At 37.6% G+C, this 23,683-nt stretch carries 22 protein-coding genes; 10 read left to right on the top strand and 12 right to left on the bottom strand.

Translation table 11 applies throughout. The annotated features are described in order from the left end of the window. Positions 1–55 precede the first annotated feature (55 nt). Positions 56–1,471, top strand: coding sequence for a mechanosensitive ion channel family protein (locus P9B04_RS20290; protein ID WP_342056787.1), 1,416 nt, complete (start codon positions 56–58; stop codon positions 1,469–1,471). On the opposite strand, the gene P9B04_RS20285 is transcribed toward P9B04_RS20290, so the two are convergent. Beyond that, complete coding sequence (locus P9B04_RS20285) at positions 1,468–3,306, bottom strand: ArnT family glycosyltransferase (RefSeq protein ID WP_342056786.1); 1,839 nt, start codon at positions 3,304–3,306, stop codon at positions 1,468–1,470. The two genes, P9B04_RS20290 and P9B04_RS20285, sit on opposite strands and share 4 nt — an antisense overlap. Positions 3,307–3,313: 7 nt before the next feature. Further along, a complete protein-coding gene (locus P9B04_RS20280; RefSeq protein WP_342056785.1) occupies positions 3,314–3,967 on the bottom strand; it encodes a phosphatase PAP2 family protein in 654 nt (217 codons plus the stop codon). Between the two features lie 165 nt (positions 3,968–4,132). Between P9B04_RS20280 and pyk the strand changes: the two genes are divergently transcribed. Beyond that, the gene (gene pyk, locus P9B04_RS20275) at positions 4,133–5,557 is read left to right on the top strand and encodes a pyruvate kinase (RefSeq protein ID WP_342056784.1); all 1,425 of its coding nucleotides are present in this window, start codon (positions 4,133–4,135) and stop codon (positions 5,555–5,557) included. Positions 5,558–5,760: 203 nt separating this feature from the next. Here pyk and P9B04_RS20270 read toward each other — a convergent pair whose 3' ends face one another. Beyond that, positions 5,761–5,913, bottom strand: a complete 153-nt coding sequence (locus P9B04_RS20270; protein ID WP_342056783.1) for a chlorophyll a/b-binding protein — start codon at positions 5,911–5,913, stop codon at positions 5,761–5,763. A gap of 185 nt (positions 5,914–6,098) precedes the next feature. Here P9B04_RS20270 and P9B04_RS20265 point away from each other — a divergent pair, with 185 nt between their 5' ends. After that, entirely contained in the window at positions 6,099–7,358 is a 1,260-nt protein-coding gene (locus P9B04_RS20265) for a pentapeptide repeat-containing protein (RefSeq protein WP_342056782.1), read from the top strand. Between the two features lie 310 nt (positions 7,359–7,668). Here P9B04_RS20265 and P9B04_RS20260 read toward each other — a convergent pair whose 3' ends face one another. The 4 genes from P9B04_RS20260 to P9B04_RS20245 all read right to left on the bottom strand — a co-directional run bounded on the left by P9B04_RS20260 (position 7,669) and on the right by P9B04_RS20245 (position 12,997). After that, positions 7,669–8,280: a gamma-glutamylcyclotransferase gene (locus P9B04_RS20260; protein ID WP_342056781.1), complete on the bottom strand. Its 612-nt coding sequence runs from the start codon at positions 8,278–8,280 to the stop codon at positions 7,669–7,671. A 299-nt stretch (positions 8,281–8,579) separates the two neighbouring features. Next, on the bottom strand, positions 8,580–9,329 hold the full coding sequence (locus P9B04_RS20255; RefSeq protein ID WP_342056780.1) for a dehydrogenase/reductase SDR family member 11: 750 nt from the start codon (positions 9,327–9,329) through the stop codon (positions 8,580–8,582). Between the two features lie 38 nt (positions 9,330–9,367). Then, positions 9,368–12,073, bottom strand: coding sequence for a CBS domain-containing protein (locus tag P9B04_RS20250; RefSeq protein ID WP_342056779.1), 2,706 nt, complete (start codon positions 12,071–12,073; stop codon positions 9,368–9,370). A gap of 204 nt (positions 12,074–12,277) precedes the next feature. Continuing rightward, the gene (locus tag P9B04_RS20245) at positions 12,278–12,997 is read right to left on the bottom strand and encodes a C40 family peptidase (protein ID WP_342056778.1); all 720 of its coding nucleotides are present in this window, start codon (positions 12,995–12,997) and stop codon (positions 12,278–12,280) included. Between the two features lie 418 nt (positions 12,998–13,415). Here P9B04_RS20245 and P9B04_RS20240 point away from each other — a divergent pair, with 418 nt between their 5' ends. Further along, entirely contained in the window at positions 13,416–13,904 is a 489-nt protein-coding gene (locus P9B04_RS20240) for a GNAT family N-acetyltransferase (protein ID WP_342056777.1), read from the top strand. On the opposite strand, the gene P9B04_RS20235 is transcribed toward P9B04_RS20240, so the two are convergent. The 3 genes from P9B04_RS20235 to P9B04_RS20225 all read right to left on the bottom strand — a co-directional run bounded on the left by P9B04_RS20235 (position 13,861) and on the right by P9B04_RS20225 (position 15,905). Continuing rightward, entirely contained in the window at positions 13,861–14,655 is a 795-nt protein-coding gene (locus tag P9B04_RS20235; protein ID WP_342056776.1) for a sensor histidine kinase, read from the bottom strand. The two genes, P9B04_RS20240 and P9B04_RS20235, sit on opposite strands and share 44 nt — an antisense overlap. Before the next feature lie 11 nt (positions 14,656–14,666). Further along, on the bottom strand, positions 14,667–15,254 hold the full coding sequence (locus tag P9B04_RS20230) for an L-threonylcarbamoyladenylate synthase (protein ID WP_342056775.1): 588 nt from the start codon (positions 15,252–15,254) through the stop codon (positions 14,667–14,669). A 120-nt stretch (positions 15,255–15,374) separates the two neighbouring features. Next, positions 15,375–15,905 carry a DUF4330 domain-containing protein gene (locus P9B04_RS20225; RefSeq protein WP_342056774.1) on the bottom strand — a complete coding sequence of 177 codons (531 nt, stop codon included), beginning with the start codon at positions 15,903–15,905 and terminating at the stop codon, positions 15,375–15,377. Between the two features lie 231 nt (positions 15,906–16,136). Here P9B04_RS20225 and P9B04_RS20220 point away from each other — a divergent pair, with 231 nt between their 5' ends. Then, entirely contained in the window at positions 16,137–16,538 is a 402-nt protein-coding gene (locus tag P9B04_RS20220; protein WP_342056773.1) for a hypothetical protein, read from the top strand. 52 nt (positions 16,539–16,590) lie between these two features. Continuing rightward, entirely contained in the window at positions 16,591–17,241 is a 651-nt protein-coding gene (gene hisB, locus P9B04_RS20215) for an imidazoleglycerol-phosphate dehydratase HisB (RefSeq protein ID WP_342056772.1), read from the top strand. Positions 17,242–17,281: 40 nt separating this feature from the next. Here hisB and stpA read toward each other — a convergent pair whose 3' ends face one another. Beyond that, on the bottom strand, positions 17,282–18,559 hold the full coding sequence (gene stpA / locus P9B04_RS20210; RefSeq protein ID WP_342056771.1) for a glucosylglycerol 3-phosphatase: 1,278 nt from the start codon (positions 18,557–18,559) through the stop codon (positions 17,282–17,284). Positions 18,560–18,734: 175 nt separating this feature from the next. Between stpA and hisC the strand changes: the two genes are divergently transcribed. The 3 genes from hisC to P9B04_RS20195 all read left to right on the top strand — a co-directional run bounded on the left by hisC (position 18,735) and on the right by P9B04_RS20195 (position 21,649). After that, positions 18,735–19,811: a histidinol-phosphate transaminase gene (hisC, locus tag P9B04_RS20205; RefSeq protein WP_342056770.1), complete on the top strand. Its 1,077-nt coding sequence runs from the start codon at positions 18,735–18,737 to the stop codon at positions 19,809–19,811. After that, the gene (locus P9B04_RS20200; RefSeq protein WP_342056769.1) at positions 19,771–20,589 is read left to right on the top strand and encodes an inositol monophosphatase family protein; all 819 of its coding nucleotides are present in this window, start codon (positions 19,771–19,773) and stop codon (positions 20,587–20,589) included. The genes hisC and P9B04_RS20200 overlap by 41 nt, the downstream gene beginning before the upstream one ends. 211 nt (positions 20,590–20,800) lie before the next feature. Next, entirely contained in the window at positions 20,801–21,649 is an 849-nt protein-coding gene (locus tag P9B04_RS20195; RefSeq protein ID WP_342056768.1) for a M28 family peptidase, read from the top strand. 154 nt (positions 21,650–21,803) lie between these two features. Here the strand turns inward: P9B04_RS20195 and P9B04_RS20190 are convergent, their stop codons facing one another. Next, a complete protein-coding gene (locus tag P9B04_RS20190; RefSeq protein WP_342056767.1) occupies positions 21,804–22,682 on the bottom strand; it encodes an MBL fold metallo-hydrolase in 879 nt (292 codons plus the stop codon). A gap of 186 nt (positions 22,683–22,868) precedes the next feature. Between P9B04_RS20190 and P9B04_RS20185 the strand changes: the two genes are divergently transcribed. Further along, positions 22,869–23,393 (top strand): hypothetical protein, encoded by a 525-nt coding sequence (locus P9B04_RS20185; protein ID WP_342056766.1) that lies wholly within the window; start codon positions 22,869–22,871, stop codon positions 23,391–23,393. The last annotated feature ends 290 nt before the right edge of the window (positions 23,394–23,683 follow it).

The raw sequence follows: 23,683 nt of genomic DNA, 5'->3' as shown, positions 1-23,683 counted from the left end.
TCTTTGTCCCCTAACTTTCGGCGAGTCCCCCCAGACTTTTTGAGAAGCTTCCATTTTGCGACCTCGTTTTGGCTCTTCAAAAGCCCTAGACGTAGCCAATAGAGCCACTGATCTTGTTGAAAATGCCCTCATTCAAGCCTGGCACGAGCGTCAGACTCCCCACATTTTGGAGCAAACGCAACTAGCATTGCTAGTCCTATTAGCCCTCAGTATAACGAGTTTGAGTTTAGGGTTGTTACAGAAAAATCTCACTACTAGACAAAGAAAACTTAGAGATAGCTTATCCAACGCCAAACCAATTGAACTCCACCATGATTGGATGTCTAATTTCTCAAAAGTCAAACAAGGTTTAAAAACCCTTGTGCCACAACTGGAGAAACTTGATTTGATACAACGTTACAGTCTCAATGCGTTCTACAAGTCTGTACTATTTTGGACTCAATGGTTATTATGGCTACTGGGTATTGGTTATCTAACCAGCTTATTTTACTTTACTCGTCCTTGGAGTAATTGGATAATCGGGGTGAGTGTTCGTGGAGTTAGGGGTGAAAGCATCATCCTTGGTTGGCCACCAAGAGACTGGCTTTTGAGTTTGGGACGGGAGGCCACACTGGGAACACCCCTTGTTATATTGTTGCTATTATTAGCCACTCGTTTGACTTTAAAGGGAGGAGATGCCTTCTGTGACTTTTTGGCATGGCATGGGAGTAACTCACAATCAAGGCAACGCGATACGTTGCGGGCAACAACCCTCTCTAAAGCTTTCAAAGGTTGGCTCAGAGCAAGCATTTATTTATTGTTGGGAGTAACAATCCTTTATCATCTACATCAGTTGGGTACTGTTGCCCAAGCAGTGGCTATTTTTCTAGCTTTTGCCAGTTTTGCCTTTTCATTAGCTGCTCAGGACTTGCTTAAGGATTTGATTGCGGGGGTACTTATTCTATGGGAAGACCATTATGCAGTGGGAGATGTAATCGTCATTGGTGACCAAGGGGGACTTGTGGAGAAGATTACCTTACGGGTAACTCAGTTGCGGAATCTTGATGGGGAATTAATCACTATTCCCAATGCTTCAATTGGCATGGTGCGGAATTTATCCAGTGAGTGGTCCCAGGTGAATTATGCCATTGAGGTTAGCTATAGTGTGGATGTAGATGAGGCTATCAATCTCATAGAAACAGTAGCACAACAACTTTATCATGATCCCCAATGGGAAGAGCAGATATTGGCCTCACCAGAAATCTTGGGCGTTGAGAATATTGCTCATACAGGGATTTTGATTCGATTGTTGATTAAAACTCAACCCTTAAAACAATGGTCTGTTGCTAGGGAGTTTCGTCGTCGCCTCAAAAAAACCTTTGATAAAGAGGGTATTGAAGTAGGAATTCCTCAACAAATTGAAATGTACAAAAATGTCGATTATTTGCAGTCAAAGATTTCTAGACATAAGTTACAAAACATTGACAGTTAAAGACTTTTGTATCTTTCAATAACCATCTGTTTACTGACTCGAATTAACTTATAAACACCTTCTTGTTTGATTAAGGTGTAATCGGATTTCTCTAAACCCAACTTATTAAGATATTTTTGTTCGCTAATGATTAATACAGTATCAGAACCAGCTATTTGTTGAAAATAATCCAACGCCGGACCATTATCAATATCTGCTTCTGTAACAGAATCAACCACTTCTTGAGTGTAGAATACTAAAGTTGGGCGCATAAAACCAAGGAAAGCAAGTCTTTCTTCTTGCTGTCTTTCTGTTTTCACAACGCTAGAAAGTTCTCTTAAGGGTAACTGTCTTTGATTGTCTACAATTTTGGCTACTGGAAAGCCAACCCAGGAGAAAAAGGCCACAAAACCTAATAAGTTAGCTATCCATATCCAGCGACGATAGTGACGTAAAAAGAGAAATATTAAGCAAGAAAATCCAGCAAGTGACCAGACAATTCCTGCTTTCATAGCTAAATTAGAAGCTTGTAAAAGTTCTGTGAATTGGGGCATCATCGCATCTTCTCCAATCAGTTGATAACTAAAGAAACTAGCTACACCTAAACCGATTAATACCCCAACATTAGCAATACCAGTGAACAGAAATAATAAGGACCAAATGCCCGATGTTTCTTCTGATTTTGTCTCGACTTGTTCACTCCAAAACAAAGCAATAATAATAGAGGCTGCCGGCATCAAAGGAAGAACATAACCGGCTAATTTTGTTACGGAACTGGAAAAGAAAACAAGAACAACTAAAAACCAGCACAAACAAAAGATTCCGAGATGGTTTTTTCGAGGAGAATTGACCCATTTTTGTCGTTGCCAAACCCTCAATTTAGCAATAGCTAAAGGCAAATATATAGACCAAGGTAATAACCCCACCATAATCACGGGAATGTAATAATACCATGCCCCAGGATGACGACTAACCACGCTGGTAAATCTTTGTACATTGTGGAGTCCAAAAAAGGTACTGATATATTCTTGTCCGTGTTCTAGAGTTACTAAAACGAACCAAGGCACAGAAACTAATAAAAAGCTCCCAATTCCTAACACCCAAGGGGTTTCTTTTACTACTTCGATAAACCGCCCCACATACAGCAGAAAAGCAATCACAGTTAAACCTGGTAAAACTAGAGCCACAGGACCTTTTGCTAAGACTCCTAGAGCCATAAAAACCCAGTAACTGATGTACCACCATTTGGATGTTGATAGACCTAAATAGGACTTTGAATTTCTCTCAGAATAGCCATAACCCAAAAAGAATGATAACAAAGCTAAGGCGATACCACTGGAGAGGAACATATCAGAAACTCCTGTCCTTCCCCAAGCTATCCAGAAAGGATTTAAGGCAATTATTCCTGCTCCTATCCAAGCAGAAAACCACAGTTTTGTGGGAGTTTGACTATTTTCGTTTGCCCGAGAAAATCCGAATTTTTTAAGGGTATAAAAGCCTAAAATTACCACAGCGATCGCAGCTAAAGCAGAGGGTATTCTTGCAGCCCATTCATTAACACCGAATAGCTGAAAAAATAACCCTACTAACCAATAAGTTAAAGGAGGTTTGTCAAAACGGGTTTCCCCATTCCAGTAGGGAGTTATCCAATCCCCTGTTACTGTCATTTGCCGAGCAGCTTCGACAAACATTGGTTCGGTTTTGTCCATTAAACCAATGCTTCCCAAGTTAACGATAAAGGCAATCAAACTAATGACAAATAGCCACAATCCAGAAAAAAGCCAGAGATACTTAGTGTCTTTCTTCCAAGCAGCTACAATCTCGGTTTTATTATTTTTTACAGTTACCTTATTCATTATTTGTTTAAGAGTTACGGTATTTTTTACTAATTGATTTTAAAAGAGTAATACAGAATAAAAAACCTAAATAAGCAATACAAGTACCTCCGACTAAATCCGTAAACCAATGAATGTTTAAATATAAACTAGCCCAACCCATTAGGGCAACTAAAATAGTAGATATAATATACAAAAAGGTTCCCCATTTTGGAAAGTGAAATGCCAATAGATAGGAAAGGTATAAATATAACATTAAATTACCAGAAACATGACCACTCGGATAGCTTTTTCCGTGGACATCGATTAATCCTGGTGCGGGACGAATTCTACCAAACCAAGGCTTGAAAATTTGATCAATTAATATCAAAACCCCCAAAGCTGATATAGCTAAAACTTGCGCTTCTTGCCAATAACGTTTCCAACATAAAAACCCTAACCCACCAAGAACAATAAATACAGCAACCTCTGCTTCTCCTATGAAGTAAGATATTCTCGCTAAAATCATTAAACTAGGATGATGGAAGGGACGAATCCAATCTAAAAAAGTTGCATCCCAAGCATCAATATTTCCTGAAACAACTGCTATAGTTAGAGCAATAAATAATAGCAAAATAACGCTAGCGGTGATGACAGTATTATATAGCCCATTCCAGGCAGGTTGTTTCAATTTTAGCTTCATACTGTTCTGGTATTTAATCAATAATTAAGTATCACTTTATAATAGCACCTGAATTTTGAAATAGCTTTAACTTTACTTAACCTCAAGTGTAAACCTTTATAATTACAATAGTCACTGAGTTAGATCAAATATTAATTTATACAATACTAAACATAAACTAATAAAATGAAATTGTTAAGCCATAGAACCAAAATTGTCGCCACTATTGGCCCTGCTAGTAGTTCCCGAGAAACCCTAATCAAAATGATTAATGCAGGGATGAATGTTGCCCGTTTAAACTTTTCTCACGGTAGCTATGATGATCATAAGAATATGGTATCTCTACTAAGGTCTGTTTCCGATGAACTAGATAACCCTATTACCTTATTGCAAGATTTACAAGGCCCAAAAATTCGCATTGGTCAATTGAAGGATGGTCAAATTTCTCTTGTGGACGGAGAACAAATAACATTAGTTCCCGTTGCTGCTTATAATCATCAACCTAACACCGTGGGTATCGATTATCCTTACTTAGCAGAAGAAGCAGAAATAGGGGCGCAAATACTTTTGGATGATGGTTTATTGCAACTACAAATCGAAGCAATACAGGGCAATGCTGTTATCTGCAAAATTATCGAAGGAGGGATTCTTAAAAGTCGTAAAGGAGTCAATCTTCCCAGTTTAGATTTGCGTCTCCCCTCTCTAACAGAAAAGGACAAAAACGATTTAGAATTTGGATTATCTCAAGGTATCGATTGGGTTTCATTGAGCTTTGTTCGTAAAGCAGAAGATATTCGCACGATCAAAAATTTATTAAGAGAAAAAGGCTATCAAGATGTTCCTGTCATCGCCAAAATAGAAAAACCACAAGCCATTGATAACCTAAAAGAAATTGTCAGCGAATGCGATGGATTGATGGTAGCTCGGGGAGATTTAGGTGTAGAGATGAGTCCTGAAAAAGTCCCAATTCTCCAAAAAAGTATGATTAAATTGTGCAATTTTCAGGGCAAACCTGTGATTACCGCGACTCAAATGTTAGAGAGTATGATCAATAATCCTCGTCCTACTCGCGCCGAGGCCAGCGATGTTGCTAATGCTATTATTGATGGCACTGATGCTGTTATGTTATCCGGGGAATCTGCTGTGGGAAAATATCCCGTTAAGGCGGTAGAAATGCTGACTAGAATTGCCAAAGAAGTAGAAAAAGATGCTGTTTTTCCTAATAGTCCCCCTGCCGATACCGATGAAACTCGGGCTTTGAGCGAAGCTTTAAATGTTGTCGATAAAATCTTAGATTTACGTTACATTGTTACCTTCACAAAGTCCGGTTATACTTCTCTACTTGCATCAAAAGAGCGTCCTTCCGTTCCCGTAATTGCTATTACTCCTGATGAGAAAGTTTATCATCGTTTAAACCTAATTTGGGGGGTGATTCCCATACTAATTCACCAGCAAGCTGACTCTTTTGAAACATTGGTGCATCAGGCAGAAAATTGTTTAAAAGAAAAGCAAATAGCCCAACCTGGGGATCGAGTTTTAATTTTAGCAGGAATTCCTACTAAGATATCCAAAGGTACAAACTTTTTGAAAATACATGAAATCGGCAAGTAAGTCCTCTAATCTATTGTAAAAAAACGCAAATTTATCCAGTAATAATAATGTCAAAATTAATCTTGTTAGGTCACGGTCAAAGTCTTTGGAATGCTACCAACAAATTTACAGATTGTGTAGCAAAAAGTTTTAAACTAAAAAAAACTGGACTCCAAAAAGTCCAGACAAAGCAATGAGATTGAAAGAGTTCGAGCCTATATTTGCTAGAGTATTCCCCAAAAATGCAAGACCCCTTGACCGGTTACTAATTCCACCATTAGAGCCGAAACAAAGCCAATCATGGCTAAGCGACCATTCCAGTTTTCAGCGTAGCCTGTAAATCCGAATTTCCCTTCGTTTTGGTTGTTGCTTGTCATGGGAGATAGCAAAAAATAGATCCTTATGTAAAGTATTGTAAACAAGCATTGACAATTTTGCAAGGTTTTCGATCCTAGTCGGCAGTCTTATACTCATATCTTGCACCTGCGTTATAAAGTGGATGTAAGTAGTCCTAATTCAACGGTAAAATCGAAACAGTCCACGATGCCATCAATAAAACCGTATGACCATCCCTCCTGAGTCTTCTTCTGTTTCATCCTCAGAAGCTAACGGCAAAGAAGAGATAAATTCCTCATCTGCAACGAATTCTTTAACAAATCCTCTGCCATCGGTGGATTTAGCTTCTTCTCAAGAGTCCCCCAAACCTCTCTACCTCCAAGAAGTCAAGTCCTCTAATCCCTGGCTAATGTTAACCGTCGTTGGGATGATGGGTATGGGTTTATTATTCCACCTACCCTGGGTAGGCTTAACCAGTGCCATTGTTGCCCTCATCTTGTCCCTGAAAGTAATCTTTCCCTCGATAAAAAATTGGTTTTTAAGATATCTCACCCCAGAAGAAAGGGAAACCTTGATTGGATTTACCGCGTTTATCTTCTCCTTAGCAGGAATTTTTTACTATTTAGGCATCTATCAAAGCATTCGTAACTGGCTGAATCAGTTTAAATACGACGAGTTTGGTTCTTGGGCGGAGTGGGTTGGGGCGTTAGGGCAGATTATGATCGCAATTTTAGCTGTATATGTGGCTTGGGCGCAGTACGTTATCTCCAAAGACCTAACCCTACAGCAAAACCGCATCACTCAGCAACAAACCATCGATACCTATTTTCAGGGTATTTCCGATTTAGTGTTGAACGGGGAAGGAATGCTAGAAGATTGGCCCCAAGAACGTTCTATTGCTGAGGGGAGAACAGCAGCCATTCTCAGTAGTGTTGATGGGGTGGGAAAAGCCAAAATTTTACGCTTTCTCTCTCAATCGCGACTGATAATCCCCTTAATGCGAGATAGCCGTCTGGGAAGACCGATGTTAGACGGTGCCGGGGGTTACGCTGAAGATAGGGCTTATGGCCTACGAGTGATTAATTTAGGGGTGATGTTAGCCGGGGTTAATTTATCCCATCAGGATTTACGCTGGACCGATTTGAGCGAAGCAAATATGGTTCGTGCTGACTTAAGCGGTTGCGATTTGGTGAAAGCTAATTTATCTCGTACGGTTCTCTACGATGCTAATCTGAAAGGGGCCGATCTCAAAAGCACTCGTTTATTTTACGGTTCCCCAGAAACCGCCAGTCCTCGTTCTAGAAGCCATCCTCCCGATTATGAAACCGGTGCTTATACAGGGGTGGTTGTTGAAAATTGTAACCTAGCCCAAGTTAAAAATTTGACCCCAGAGCAACACTATTATTTGTGCGCTTGGAGTGGGGAAAAAAGCCGTCAGACTATTCCTGGGGGTTGCGAGGGGATTCCTAATAAGTTAAAACGCTGAAATGTTGGGTTATTACTGATATCTTGCACTAGTATAAAAAAACTTAAATTAGTCAGCAGTCAGCAGTCAGCAGTCAGCGTTCAGCATTGGTTTAATATCATTCACAGTAGATGATAGGGATTCATATTTTTCAACTGATGGCTGATAGCTGATATAGCATTTCTCATACTTGTGAGGTACAGAGGTTATCACTTTGAGGCAGGAGGCAGGGGACAGGAGGCAGGAGTTAGGTTACCTCATGAGTCCGATAAAAGCTATAGCTGAACGCTTACAAACTAGCAAGTTTTATCGAAAGTGCAAGATGTGAGTATTAGGCAGATTTGCTAATCAACGACTTTTGCTGTAATTGTAATCCATACATATGATTAAATAAATTCCAGCAATATTCTTCAGATAATCCACAGGTAATGGCACCTCGCAGAACTACATTAAGGTACCAATCATTAGGGGCTAATTCTTGAGGCAATTTATCAATAACAACGTATGTTCTTACATCTCGATAAACTTTGCCTTGACTTTCAATCGTGACCAACTCCCGACGATAACCATTACGGGGGACTTCTTCTCTTTCGTCCAAATCCTCGCTAAACCGCCAAGGCAAACGGTACAAAACCCCTTCAACTTTGGCATTGCAGTCTTTAACCACATCTAACGCCCCACAATTACGCCGTAAAGAACGACGATAAAACCCTAGACGGTATCCCTCTAATATTCCAATTCCCACTACATATTGATGGGTATTTTCCCCAAAAGTCCGTTTTAAATCCACTGGACACATACAAGAGCCGTAGGCAAAATAATAAAATGAGGGTTCTGATATGCTTTGAGGTTGCCAATGGGTTCGGTGTGGATGATGGGATATTGTCTGATTACTCGCCATCTCGGTTCCCATAAACGCAGGGGTATCAGGGTTTTGACTCATAGCTTATGATCTATACTTGACAGCACATTATAGATTTTATACTAATCATTAGAAAACCCATAGACAAAATAGGCACAAAACTAACTTTTTGCTTTAACTCACATCTTGCACCTTCGATAAAACTGGCTAGTTTGTAAGCGTTCAGCTATCAGCCATCAGCTGAAAAATATCAATCCCTATCATCTACTGTGAGTAAGATTAAACGAATGCTGAACGCTGTGCGATAGCGCCGGAACGGAGTGAGGAACTGCTGACTAATTTAAGTCTTTCTATACTAGTGCAAGATATCGGTTTAAAGCTCAACTCTTCTGTTGAGTGGGACGCAATAAGATATCGTGAATTTGTACATAATCCGGTTGGGATAAAATATAGCTAACTGCGTTGGCAATATCTTGCGGTTTTAACACAGGAAAACTACTGTAAAGTGCTTGGGCTTTTTCCTTACTATTGTTATATTTTTCAGCAAATTCTGTCTCGACAAAACCTGGGCTAATGGAAGAGATTTTGATGTTTTTATTGGCTTCTCTTAACTCTTGTCTTAACCCTTCTGTTAATGCCTTCACTGCGTATTTACTAGCAGCATAAACCCCACTAGACAAGGGAACACGATGACCAGACATAGAGCTAATATGAATAATATGTCCTTGGTTGCGATCGCTCATATCTTTAATTGCTTCGCGGGTACAAATACATAAGGCCAATACATTGACTTCTAACATTTCTCGCCAAGCTTCTGTTTCCCCTGTCATTAGAGGTTCTTTATGACCTAAACCTGCATTATTTATTAATACATCAACACCTCCCCATTGGTTACGAACGGTATTAAACATATTTAAAATATCTGCTTCTTGCCGCAGATCAACTTTTAAAGTTAATATTCCGCTATTTTTTTCTTTTAATTTTTCTGTTAGTTTAGCTAATTTTTCTTGGCGACGGGCGCAAAGAACTAGACGATAGTTTTCATCTGCTAACTTATGGGCGATCGCTTCTCCAATCCCACTAGATGCACCAGTAATTAAAGCTACTTTTTGAGATGATTTTTCTACCATAATAATATCAATTATACTTTACTTTGAGTTTTTTAAAGCTACATCATTTGTTTAACCATAATTTCTGCTTCTTGTTTTGTCTTAATTTCTCCGTCTAAAGTTAGGCTGAGTAACTTATCTAGAATAACCTTATACTGTGGTCCTGGTTTGTAACCCATTTGTTTTAAGTCGTTGCCATTTAAGGGTGCTTGAATCTTTGACCATTGGGTTAAATACTGCCATATTATTTTCCTGATTTCTTTCTTACAGTTCACAGCGACTAATATCAGGTCGGGTAATTTGTAGGAATACAGTTGTTTATATCTCTCGCTTATTTTATCATATTTTGTTAAGTTTTGCTCGAGTTCTGAACAATTTTCTCTAGCTTTTTTTATTCTTTCTAAACTATCTTTAGGTAACTGTAAATTAAGAGCTATTTTTTTACTTTCTTCTACCCTAACTTGAGAAATTAATATTTCTAGACGAATCAACCAATGACCAATATTATTATCAGGATCGAGATATCTTAACCAACGAGAAGCACATCTAATTTGCCACCAGATTTTATCATCTAAAATAATTTGATTATGTAAACATTTCAAAGCATCTAACTCGGAGAGTAGTTGTAACGCTGCTTTCCAGTAATCTGCTTCTAGAATATACTTTAGTTCTGCTTTTAAGCGTGTCGTTAAGGCAGGGGCTACATGATTTTTAGCTCGTAATTCATCGTAAATTCCGCTTTCAATAGCATAGCGTATATAAGCTTCGGTTTGAGGTTCAATTTCGCAATTGAGACGCACAGCAAACCGGACTGCACGATAAATTCTTGTAGGATCTTCAATAAAACTATTGGCATGAAGTACCCTAACTTCTTTTGCTTGTAAGTCTAGTAATCCTCCAAAAAAGTCCAATAATTCTCCTTCTCTTGGGGTAGTTAACCTCACAGCTAAAGCATTAATAGTAAAGTCCCTTCTATATAAGTCTTGACGAATTGAACTTGCTTCCACTTCAGGATTAGCTGCAGGGTAAGGATAAAATTCTGTTCTTGAGGTAGCAATATCGAGACACAAAGATCCAAGTTCTGGATCTTTGTGCCATAATAAAGCGGCTGTTTGAAACTCTCCATGCACTGATAATCGGCAATTTGGGTATTTTTTTTCTATAGTTAAAGCGAGTTCAACGCCAGCACCAACATCAGCGGAACGATGAAATCCATCTACAACTAAATCGATATCTTGGAGTAAAACTTTTTCATTACTTTCTGTTAATAACAAGTCTCTTACTGCACCTCCCACAATGTATAAGTGCCAACCTTTTTGCTCGGCTTCTTGAGCAATTTTTTCTAATAATTTCCAAGTGGAAGGTTCTAAACAGTTACGCATGGAAGGCAATAAGCAGGAAACTGTTGTTACTCTTTTTCCATTTTCATCTTTAACCTTTTTTCTCTGTTGATGAATTTGTCTTAATAAGTCGGTTCGAGTAACAATGCCTAATAAATTATTATCATCAATAACTGGTAATCTTCCCACATCGTAAGTTACCATAATTGATTCAATTTCCGGTAATAAAGTATCAGGAGTAATTGTTTTCAATTGTTTGGTCATATATCCTTTCACTGGTGCATGATTAAACCCATGATGGAGAGCTAAATCTAAATCACGACGGGAAATAATCCCCACTAAATAGTCGTTTTCATCCACCACCGATAACCCCGAATGGCCATAGCGAGATAGTATCCTTTCTGCTTGTTCTATAGTAGTTTCTGGTCGAATCGTTCTCACAGGAGAAGACATTAAATCTCTTGCGGTTAAAGGGTGAGGAATTTGGCTAATAAATATTTCTACTAATTCCTTTAATTTCTCTCTAGCATCGACATTTCTTAATATTAAAGAAGCCGCCTGACTATGACCTCCACCTCCATAAACTGAGAATAATTGATTGAGATTAGTTCCTTCAATACGAGTTCTACCTATAACGACCAAACGGTTTTCAAGATAGGGCTTATTACTGTTTCCTTTATAATAACTGTGGGCAAATAATAAGGCATCGCTTTCGCTTAATTCAATCAATCTTTCTACTAAATTAGATAAACCTGAAACAAAGTTTTCTGTTTCAATTACTACCCAAGAAACTCGATATCCTCTGATATTTTTTGTTTCTAATTTCTCTAAAGATTCTGTAAAAATTTCTTGTAATTGAGGGGTAAAACCGGGATCACAATATTCAGCAATAATCTTAATATTTGCTCCCATTTCCATTAACCAAGCTAAAGCTTTAGCGTCTCTAGGAGTGGACTGAGGAAAGGTCAAAGATCCTGTATCAACATGAATTCCTAACGCCATAATTGTTGCTTCGATGGGGTTGGGATTAATGTTTTCTTGCTGCATTTGTTCCACAATTAAAGTGGTACTTGCCCCTACTGCTTCTATTTGTTGAAAAGTTGCAGGAATATCAGATTTACTATTAAGATGATGGTCGTATAATTCTACACTTTTAATATGGGGTAAATTGAACCATTCTGCTGCTTTTCCTAAACGGTTTAGTTGTTGATTATCTACCACGATTAGGTGGCGAATTTGCCTTGGGTTAACACTTCTTAACTCGATCAGGGCAATTTCATCTCGATGCAATGCTAGAAAATTCTTAACCGTTGGATGAGCGCCACCAGTTAAAACAATACGACTTCCTACTTTGAGACGAGACAAACCAACAGCTGCCCCTAATGCGTCAAAATCAACCGTCTGGTGGCATAAAATTAAGTCCATAATCTCTTTACTGCAACGCAACACAAAAGTTTATTTCATTAATATTATGACTTAAAAATTAAAATATAAGACTATCTTTGTTAAGACGATATAAAATACAAACTAAATTTAATAAGCTAAATAATCTTGTCTTTCTAATGATCATAGTTTAACTGCGATCGCTATGTTATTCTTTTATTTTAGATATAATCGAACTAAAAAAAGTTAATCAATATTAGGACAATAACTCTCCATTACCCGCCCAAAACTATAAACCTTTTCGTAGTAATATTGACTAATTTTATCTCCTTGATCAGATAAAGAATCGATGGCGATTCTGTTCCGTCCCACATCTTGACCAGAACTATGAATATAATAACTATTCCCTAAATAAAGGGCAACATGATCCACTTTATCATTAGCAAAAAAGACTAAATCCCCTGGTAATAACTCCTCATAAGAAACACTTTGAACAAAGGTTTCTTGCTGATAAGAATCCCTTGGTAGCCAGATTCCTGATACACAAAACGCAGCTTGCATCAATCCTGAACAATCATAATTTGGACCAACTCTTCCCCCCCACAAATAGTAATTAGGTTGAGCCATTGCTGCTTTAGTAAAAGCAATAATCTGAGGGATATTTCTTTCGATTTGAGGACGAGATATATGTCTATGTTGATAAATTTTTGCAGAAGATTCTAAAGCTGATAAATCATCTAAAGATAACCAAGCAACGTAACCATCTTCGCATAGTCGAACCTGTATAAACTGACTGGTGATACTCGTTTCCAGTAGCTTGAGATGTCTTCCTGGTGTTGCTTGAGTTGCTAATTCTGCCCCTGTTGCCGAATTATACAAATTGAGGGGAATACGACAGAAATATTCTCCAGAAACAGATGGAGGTAATAAATCTAGGGAAGTTGCGGTGGAAGACAATGCTAACATATCCTCGTTAGAACCGATAAAATAATATAATGTGAATAGGGTTTCGCCTTGATGGTACTAAATATTTGGGGTTTGAGAACATCTAATTTTTCTTAGATTCAAAGGGCTTAGGTTAAACCAGCCTCGAAAAACCTCTGCTAGAGCATTTGATCCCAAAGGGAACTTTTTGCCGAAAACCCGGTATAAATGCCCTTTAATCAACTATCAGCACCATCACAGACAACGACCGAGGGGGTTTGTGAGATGTTCCAGAAATGTCAAGAAATACAAACAAACTTCCTAAAAAACCCATTGATTTTTTTGTAAAATTCGCTACAATTCTCTTAGCGTCTCAAAAGTGATCCTTCCAGTTCCTTCAATATGGGTTGTTTCATAAGCCCATTCTTTTCACAATAAACATTCTCAGGAATTACTAACAATGGATTGTAGTAATATTCAATTTTCTCTACAAAAATCAAAAATTGATTATGAACAACTGCAAATGTTATTTAATCGAGTAGCTTTTTGGGGGAGAGAAAGAACCATACAAGACCTAAAAACTGCGGTTTCAAATAGTAATCCAGTTGTTACGGTTTGGGATGGCAAAAAGATGATTGGTTTTTGTCGTGGAACTTCTGACGGTATTTATCGGGCTACTATTTGGGATGTAGTCATTCTTAAAGAATACCAGGGTTTAGGCTTAGGTCGAAAGTTAGTTGAAACTGCGTTAAGTCATCCTTTAATAAGCCAAGTAGAAAGGGTTTATTTAATGACAACCTATCAGCAGAAGTTCTACCAAAAAATTGGCTTTCAGGAAAATAAATCTACCACAATGGTTCTCCAGAATACCTACGATATTAACCCAATTTCTTTAGGAGATAGTCCTACGGAAGAAAAATCAAAGGTATTAGACACTGCAGTTGTGTAACGCTGTCTGGTTGCTCTTCGGGGGAAATATCTGAGATAATTAAATCTCCCCCCATTTTCGTTAATAAAGTTTGACATAATGTGAAAGTCATCAGTGGAGACAATTGTAAATTATCGTTCCATTCTTGGAGAGAAGCTAATGTCAAATCAGAAGTTACTAAGTCTTCTTGTGCTTTTGTCCACTGCTGAAGAGAACAGGGAATATTAATCAAAAGCCTTGCCATCTTTTTCTTTTCATCTAGTCGAGTAAAGATGACAATTTTGTTTTTCTCTATCAAATTAAGAGAGGTATCAATCAAAGTAGTTAAAGCCTGTACAAAACGGGTTTTATCTGCTTGAATAAAAATCTTGGTTTCTGGTTGTTGAAAATCGATTTGATAACTATAGTTTGTCGCTTGTAATTCTGTTAGTTCGTAAACTTCGTCAAAAATATCATTTAAACAAACTGTTTGCAAATTTAGGGAAATCATCCCATAATCTATCTTAGAAACACTAACAATTCGATCAATAATTTCTACTAGTTTTTTGGCAGCTTCAAAACCTTGTTGTAAAAATTCTTTTTCTTCTTGGGGGTCTTCGCATAAATCTTCTAAAATTAGTTGATGTAAACTCATTAAACTGCTAATAGGAGAACGTAATTCGTGTGCTGTTTTAGCTAGATAACCACTTTTAAACTGACTAATTTGCGCTGTCATAAAGTAGGCTAATCGAGTCGCCTCTAGTTTTTCTTCTAGTGTTTCTATCTCTTGCATCAGCGATTCTCCTATAATTTAATACTACCTTGGCGCAGAATTTCCCACCCTTTATCCGTCCATCTTGCCACAGTTGAAGGTAAACCACTACCGTATTTTTTCTGATTCTTTAACGGTTCTTCATCTAAAACTAAAACATCAGGAAAATTTACCGCAATTTCCCTCATATTTTCTATAGGAGGTTCCCCCGATAAATTAGCACTTGTTGTGGCTAAACAATTGGTTTGTTTTAATATATTTTGGGCGATGATAGAATTAGGAATACGGACTCCAATGGTACTAGGGTCAAGGGGATTCATAGCTTTAGGTACCAATTTAGAAGCCGGTAAAACTAAGGTTAATTGACCAGGCCAATGTTCTTCGACTACTTTTTCCCAGATACGAAATTCTTCCGGGGTTCCTTGAACATATTTCCAAATAGCTTGAGGGGATGAACCCATTAAAATTAAAGGTTTATCGGGGGCTCTTTTTTTAGCAGCAAATACTAGAGAAGCATAGTTAGGTAAGGCGGCTAAAGCAGGAACAGTATCTGTAGGAAAACTAATCACCTTTCCTTGTTTTGCCCCAATAATCAATTCTTGTTGAGAAACCCTTGGCATTGCTTTAAAAATGTTTTTTCTTATTATCTACCTTTACAGGGAAACAATGGGCAACAGACATGGAAAAAGCCATAAACTAGGGAAAGTTTATGACTCAATAATTTAAAAACTATAATGATTTTATTTCATAACTCTGACGGCAATGGTACTGGTGTTAAAGTTATAGTCTTTGCCTTCTAACTCGATTAATGTGCCAATTTTAACCTTTTGTTGCCCAACAACTGCACCAGTATCGGTAATTTGCGCCTCACCCCCTAAAGTTAAAATCATGTCTTGGAAAAAGACAACTTCTGGTCTAGGATCAGGAAGTGCTTTCACAGAACCGTCGGGTTGAGGAACCACAGTAGTTCTAGGGAGAGGTTTGATGTCTTTGATCTCGAACTCCCCAGAGGGTTGCTTACGGATGACGATATTGGTCTTTTTTGCCTCTTTAAACTGGTTAATCAGTGCAGTGGGGTCACTAACTCCTAAACCCCGTACAATAACGTCCACTTCGATAGGTTTATTGACAACTTGAGCAATGGTACTGGTACCGGACTTACCAGGGACGACGAAAATACCGACAATTACTAGAAAAATAGCTAAGGCAGCCCCTAAATCTAGGATACTAATTTTTCCCAATAAACGACCCTTAGAATCTAATAGTTTCATAAATATACTTGAATTTGTGTGAAAAGTAGGGTTATAACAAAATAGTTAACTGTCTCGTCTTTCTAGAGATGAAACAAATTGCAGCCATTCTATCATAGTCTTTACCCATCGAGTGAATAAGACGGTTGTAAAGGTCAAAAGTATCCCGAAATTTCCATACATTGTTATCCTAAATAATGTACGGTGGGGGTTCAAGGCTTGATGATTAATTGATAAGGAGGATAAAATTTGATGGATTATATTAAATTAATAATATTTATTGCCACTGTATCGATAATTTTGCCTGTTAATTTTCCTGGCTTTGCTGTGGAAAAAGATGTTAAAATAAAACCAATAGAAATAGCTCAAAATCAAGCTCCCGAAACCTATGTTAAGGTTCAAGATATGAATAGTTTAGTGATGCAAATAAACGAAGGAGAATACGAATTTAGGGGCATCTTGAGACGGATAGGCTCTAAAGAGTTTATTGGTAACGATCGCCAGTCTCGGGTAGTTTTTAACCCTTACAATGGTCATGTGACAGTGTTTAGTGTTTCTACAGGAACGGAATTTTATAATTATTATGTTCCCCCAGTTTCTGGTGTAGGAGAAAATCCAGATACTATGTGCGACCCAGAAACGGAAACTTGCTAAATATCCTGGTAAAATTATTGCTGTTATCACTGTTTTAAACTGTTTACAATCTATGCAAACTCAACACACTTCTTACTCAAATTCTGCCCCTATTATTCCTGCTTTTCCTGATAGAGTGGCAACGGTTACTCGTACCACAAAAGAAACCGACGTTCAGGTTAGTTTGAATTTAGATGGTCAAGGAAATTGCCATACGGAAACAGGCATTCCTTTTCTCGATCATATGTTAAATCAGATTTCTTCTCATGGCTTAATTGATCTGGAAGTTAAAGCAACAGGAGACATTGAAATCGATGATCATCACACTAACGAAGACGTGGGAATAACTTTAGGTCAAGCATTAGGAAAAGCGTTAGGCGATCGCAAAGGAATTGTCCGCTTTGGTCATTTTTTAGCCCCTTTAGATGAAGCTTTGATTCAGGTTACTTTAGACTTTTCTGGAAGACCTCATTTAAGTTATGGACTACAGATTCCTACCGAGAGAGTAGGAACCTACGACACACAATTAGTTAGAGAATTTTTTGTGGCTATTGTCAATCACAGTCAGATGACACTACATATTAAACAACTAGATGGTATTAACTCCCATCATATCATAGAAGCCACTTTCAAAGCCTTTGCAAGATCCATGAGAATGGCCTTAGAAATAGATCCCCGTCGCGCCCATTCTATTCCTAGTTCAAAAGGGGTTTTAATGACATAACGAGTAGCAGTTATATTAAAGTTTTCAGAAGATAATAGGACTATTGCTTCCGTTGTTTTGCCGCTTCTTGGAAACAAGTAATATACTGCTGATGACCTCCAGGAAAAGCTACATTTAAAGTCAAAGGATCATTCTGATCTCTGGGATCTCCTGGTCCTTCAAGCACATACATTTGACCGTTATTTGTTTCAAGTTTAAGGGGTTTTCTATTTTTAACTTCCCCTGCGCTACTATCGATATAAACGATAATGTTACCTGTGTTAAACTCCTTACCCATTTCTTGAATTAATTGTAAGAAACCCCGATCACTTCCCCCTCTTCCGAAGGTTAACTGTCCATTATTATCTACTGCTTTACTGGTGACTGTATCTCCCACTCCTACTACAGTTGGCATTTGTTCGGGGTCAAAATTATCCTTAATCAAAGCAATTAATTGATGATAATTTCTCGGGGCATTTCTCACGCTAAAATCTTCTCCCAATGGATAATTCCCCGTCCGTTGATAGTAGTAACGGTTCAAAATACCTAAAACTCCAACCTCTTTAATACCCCCTTTTAACATAAATTGAAAATCTGTGGTTCCTGAATCTTTTCCCTTCGCTTCTTGCATGATTTCTTGTCCTGTTTGATCTCTCCCTAAGTTGGGAGCATAATGGATAAAGAAGGAATCTTTTAAACCTTCATCCGCTGCTTTTTTAAGTAAATCATTCATTAACTCTTTAATATGTTTTTGTAATTCAAAATAATCACTCTCTTGATTGATAAAAACATCGTGAAAAATATTCAAATTTGCCGTAGGAGATACTTTATTATCCAGGATAGAACCTTCAATATAAGTTGCGATCGCCCGTTCATCTAAATTATGATTATTGTTAACAAAAAAATCATCAAAACTAGCTTTAATATATTGGGGAACCCTAGCTAAAAAGTCTAATTCTTCCTCACTTACCCCAGGGTGAGAAACCTTACCATAACGATCTTGCCATTGCACTCCACCAGCAGCTAAACCAGGCAAATAATACCCTTTTTCCTTGACCACATTACGATCATTATAAGCACGCTCGATAATTAAATTAACTCCACGTTTTCCGATGTGTTCTCCATTAGTTAACACATAAAAATGTCCATTAAATAATCGAGTTGCATCTATATAATTTTTATCCATAACCCTTGTCAGAGGATCTTTAACTAATCCCATACAAACTCCATCAAGGTCTTGTATAATTAATAGGTTAGGTTCATTAGCTAATACATTAATTAACTTTTGATGATCCAAGGACAAAGAGCATTTATGTAGAGGTAAAGAAGAGATAGACATAATACAGTTAAAGTTAAAATTATAGAGAAACAATTGCAAAGTTTTAATCTTTTTATTGTATCAGGAAATGGATATTAACCACCGATATCTCACTTAAATTGCTTATTTTTTCTTAAGAAGATTATTATTAGGTTAAAGCTATAATAATAAATCAGAACTGATTAAAATTTTTTATATGTTACCCATTAGAGACTGTGTGCGACAAACCCCCGGCTATGTCCCTGGAGAACAACCTCAAACCACAGATTACATTAAACTAAATACCAATGAAAATCCTTATCCCCCTCCTCATGAAATTTTTAATAACTTAGAAGAAGAATTGAAAAAAGTTAGGCTATATCCCGATCCAGTTTCTACTAACCTCCGAAAAGTAGCTGGTGAAGTGTTTGGCTTTTCCCACGAGCAAATTTTAGCTGGTAATGGGTCAGATGATATTTTAAATATTGCCTTGAGAACCTTTGTCAACCCTGGAGAAACTGTCGCTTTTTTAGACCCAACATACTCCTTATACGAAACCATCACACGAGTACACGGCGCAAATATTAAGACCATTTCAACTAATGAGAACTTTGAGTTGGATGGCCCCTTAATTTGTCCTTCTGCTAAACTAATTTTTCTTGCCTCTCCTAACCCACCTCTAGGGAAACATTTGAACCGTCAGTATTTAAAAGAAACCTGTGAAAAAGCCACAGGAGTTGTTTTAATTGATGAGGCTTATGTAGACTTTTCTGATGAAAATCATTGGGAATTTATCAAACAATATAATAATGTTCTTGTTTCTCGTACCATGTCAAAAAGCTATAGTTTAGCAGGGATGAGAGTTGGTTTTGCCATTGGTTCTCTAGAGATAATTGAACAAATGAATAAAGTTAGAGACTCTTATAACTTAGATAGAATTGCACAAATTTTAGGAGCCAATTGTTTTCAATTTCAAGAGTATTTTCAAGGTATTTGGAAACAGGTTATAAGCACCAGAAAGCGTTTAACGACTTCCCTAAAAAAGTTAGATTTTTTGGTGTTTGATTCCGACGCAAACTTTGTTCTAGCCTCTCCCCAATGGATCGACGCATTGGAACTATATACTAAGCTGAAAGATAAAAAAGTATTAGTTAGATATTTTAAACATCCTCGTATTAGTAATTATGTGAGGATTACCGTAGGAACCGATGCAGAAATTGACCGTTTATTAGAAGTTATTGAACAGTTAAAAAATGAATCACCAAATCTTAGAGTTAAAAGTAAAATTAGCTAACAAGTTAGCCGACGTATCAGGAGATATTATTAAAAAGCATTTTCGTCAAAGCAATCTTCCCTCAGAAACGAAAATAAACGAGATTTCTTCTATAGTTACCATCGCTGATCGTCTAGCAGAAAATGTAATGGTAGATCTGATTAAAAAAGAATGTCCCGACGATGGAATTATTAGAGAAGAAGGAGAGAACATTGACTCAAAAAACGGTCATGCTTGGGTACTCGATCCCATAGATGGGACATCCTCTTTCGTCAAAGGTTTGCCAATTTTTGGCACATTAATCGGTTTAGTCGATCTTGATAATAACTTACCCTTATTAGGCTGTGTTAATCAACCGATATTACAAGAAAGATGCCTAGGAATAAGGGGAAAAGCTACTACCTTTAACCAGCAAACTATCAATAACCCTTATGTAAATAACTATGATTATCCTCTAAAAGAAGCGTGTCTCACTTCTACCACCCCCCTGATGTTTATTACCCCCCGTCAACAAGAGATCGCCTCTCGTTTACAAAAAGTATGTTCTCGAACTGCTTTCGGGGGAGATTGTTACAATTATGTATCTTTAGCTATGGGGTGGACTGCTATGCCTATGATTGTTTTAGAATCAGATTTAAAATACTACGATTTTTGTGCTTTAATTCCCATTATAGAAGGGGTGGGAGGAATGATTACAGACTGGCAAGGAAATGCACTCAATAGCCATTCTACAGAAGTTTTAGCCGCTTCCAACCCAAACTTACATCAACAAGCTTTAAACATTATTTTAAATCAATAATATATAGCAGTTCCCATACTTGTGAGGTACAAATTTTTCTAGTTTTAGGAGTCAGGAGTTCCTCACTCCGTTCCGGCGCTATCGCACAGGAGTCAGGAGTTATAACCTAAATATTGAGTGTACCTCATGAGTGTGAGAAACGCTATAACAAGAATAATCAACACTTCTAACTCATAAACTGTGAGATTATGAAAAAAATCATCCATGAATAATGATTGATAATATCAAACAAAACCTCGAAAATCATCTTAAAGAAATTGTCCGAGAAAGAGACCCTTTTTTATCAACTCAAGGACATTTTTACGTCAAAGAATATATTAGACAAGAATTTAAAAAATGGGGTAAACTCGAAAATTTTGAATTTAATTATAATAATAAAACTTACGAAAACTTAATTTTAAATCTCCCCTCAAAACCGAACTCTAAATCAAAGCCTCCCATTTTAATCGGCGCACATTTTGACACAGTAATAGGTTCTGCTGGTGCAGATGATAACGGAACAGGAATTGCTGTTTTATTGGAACTAGCGAGGTTCTTTTATCATTACCCTAGTCATTATCCTATTCGATTAGTGGCTTTTGATTTAGAAAAATATGGATTAGTAGGAAGTTCTGCTTATGCTGACTCTTTGAAACAACAAAAACAAAAGATAAGATTGATGATTTCTCTTGAAATGTTAGGTTATTGTAACCCTAACCCAAACAGTCAACTATACCCCCCAGGAATTAACTATTTTTATCCATCTACAGGAGATTTTATTGCACTCATTGGTAACTTATCTACCATTCCTGACTTAATAAAAATTAGTGGTTGTATCCGTAAGAAAAATTCTCCTTGCGAATGGTTGGTTGTTCCTTTTGGTGGGAAAATTGTTTCCGATACTAGACGTAGTGATCATGCTCCTTTTTGGGATAATAATTATAAAGGAATTATGATTACGGATACTGCTAATCTCCGTAACCCAAACTATCATAAACCTAGCGATACCCTAGATACCATTGATTTAGATTTTCTAGCAGGAGTTTGTTATGGTTTAGCAACAGCAATACAAAATTTTTAGTTTTGTCACTAATACAAAAAAACAATATAGCAGTTCTCATACTTGTGAGGTACAGAGGTTATCGCTTTGAGGTAGAAGGCAGGAGGCAGAGGGCAGGAGTTAGGTGTACCTTATGAGTCCGAGAAACGCTATATACTATCAAGTTATTTGAGTATTATGTTAACCGAGAAGGTAGAGAAAACTCTTTTTTTAAATCTATCAGTAAGCTTTCTTTTGCTAATATAGAATTGGGAAAAACTTTTTTAACCTGGAGTGCGATATTTTCTAAAAAATCATCATTATGGGCAGGATCATGATGAAATAAAACTAACTTTTTAACATTAGCCGCTTTAGCTACTTTTACTGCTTCTTGCCAAGTAGAATGACCCCAACCAACTTTACTAGATTTAGGATCATAATATTCCTCATCTGTGTAAGTTGCATCAATAATTAATACTTCAGCGTTTCTAGCTAAATGAAGAACATTGTTGTCTAAACTATTGGGAAAATGCTCTGTATCTGTAACAAAAACCGCCGCTAAATCTTGATAAGTTACTCGATAACCTAACGCCTCCCCAGGATGATTTAATTTTCCCGTTTCTACTGTTACATCGTTAATACGAATAGTCTCCCTAGCTTCAATATCGTAAAATTTTAAATTAGCTTGCATAATTTGCAAAGGAACCGGAAAATTTGGGTGCAACATCTGAGCGTGAAGACGTTGTTTAATAGTTGCTCCATTGGGTGCCGGTAAACCATAAATATTAAACTTATTCCCAGGAATAAAAGCAGGGGAAAAGAATGGAAAACCTTGAATATGATCCCAATGGGAATGGGTAAAAAAGAGATGGCCTTTAACAGGTATTTCTGACAACAAAGATTCTCCTAAAATGCGTAGTCCCGTTCCCCCATCAAAAATCAATATTTCTTGACCAACACGCATCTCAACACAGGAGGTATTTCCCCCGTAACGCACAGTTTCCGTTCCTGGACAGGGAATACTCCCTCGAACCCCCCAAAATTTAATCTCAAAGCGATCGCCGTTGCTAGACATTCCTTTTGATATGGAAGAGGCTAATGATATTACTAGGTTATCAATAATTTTGCTTTAGTTTCTATCTTTTTTCCTCAAGACAACTCCATCCAGAATCTTCTTGCTTGAATTTTAGCAAGATATGTAAATAAAAATTAACATAGATTAAAATTGTATAAAGATTGCAAACCAACCGCAAACAAAGCAATGAAACCAACTGATCTATCTCAGGAACAAGTATCAGAAAGAGCTTTGGTAGAAGCAGAGGCAACCGCAGGTGAAACTCGCAACCAAATACTAAGAGCCGAAGCTACTCTACAGGTTGAAGAAACCTCAACCCGCAAAGATATCGTTCAAGCTAGAACTCGTCTAGATAACGCCAAAAGCGATCGCCTTCCCATTACAGCTATTTTAGCCGAAGCCCAAGCCGGACCTACGAAAGAAGAAATTGACGCACAACGAGGAGTGGTAAGTGCTGCTGAAGCTGCTGTGGAACAGGCAAAATTGCGCCTAGAACGGGCGAAAATTAGGGCTTCTGCATCCTGCTTTGTTCAGTCCCGTCAAGCCGATCCTGGGGACTACATGGAGGTTAACGAGCCTATCTTAACTGTGGTCAGCGATCGCTCCTTGGACATCTTTTTAGAAGTTCCTGAAAATTTAAGCGGACAAGTTAGCTTCCCTGCGAGAAGCCCCGCACTGTACGGAAGGTCAGTGTCGGGATGGGGCGTATAAACTGAGGAGGAAACCTCCTCAGTTTATACGCCCCTCATGAAAGCAGGGGCAGCCGCTTTGAGACTTAACCAAAAAATGATCTAATTGGAGAAGTCTAATTGACACCTGGAAACAGGCTCAAAAGTTAAAGGGCGAAACCCATCGTTCTAGCCAGTGGAGATATGCGTCCCTAGGTTGTCCCAGACAATCAACAATGCTAAGAAGCTGGAAACGGGGAAAAAAGTTTTTCTGGATAAAAAGAAGCTTCTCAAAAAGTCTGGGGGGACTCGCCGAAAGTTAGGGGACAAAGA

Origin of the sequence: Crocosphaera sp. Alani8 (assembly GCF_038442745.1) — a bacterium.
Lineage (GTDB): Bacteria > Cyanobacteriota > Cyanobacteriia > Cyanobacteriales > Microcystaceae > Crocosphaera.
Note: the sequence above shows the minus strand (reverse complement) of the source record. Positions and strands in the feature narration are given on the sequence as shown.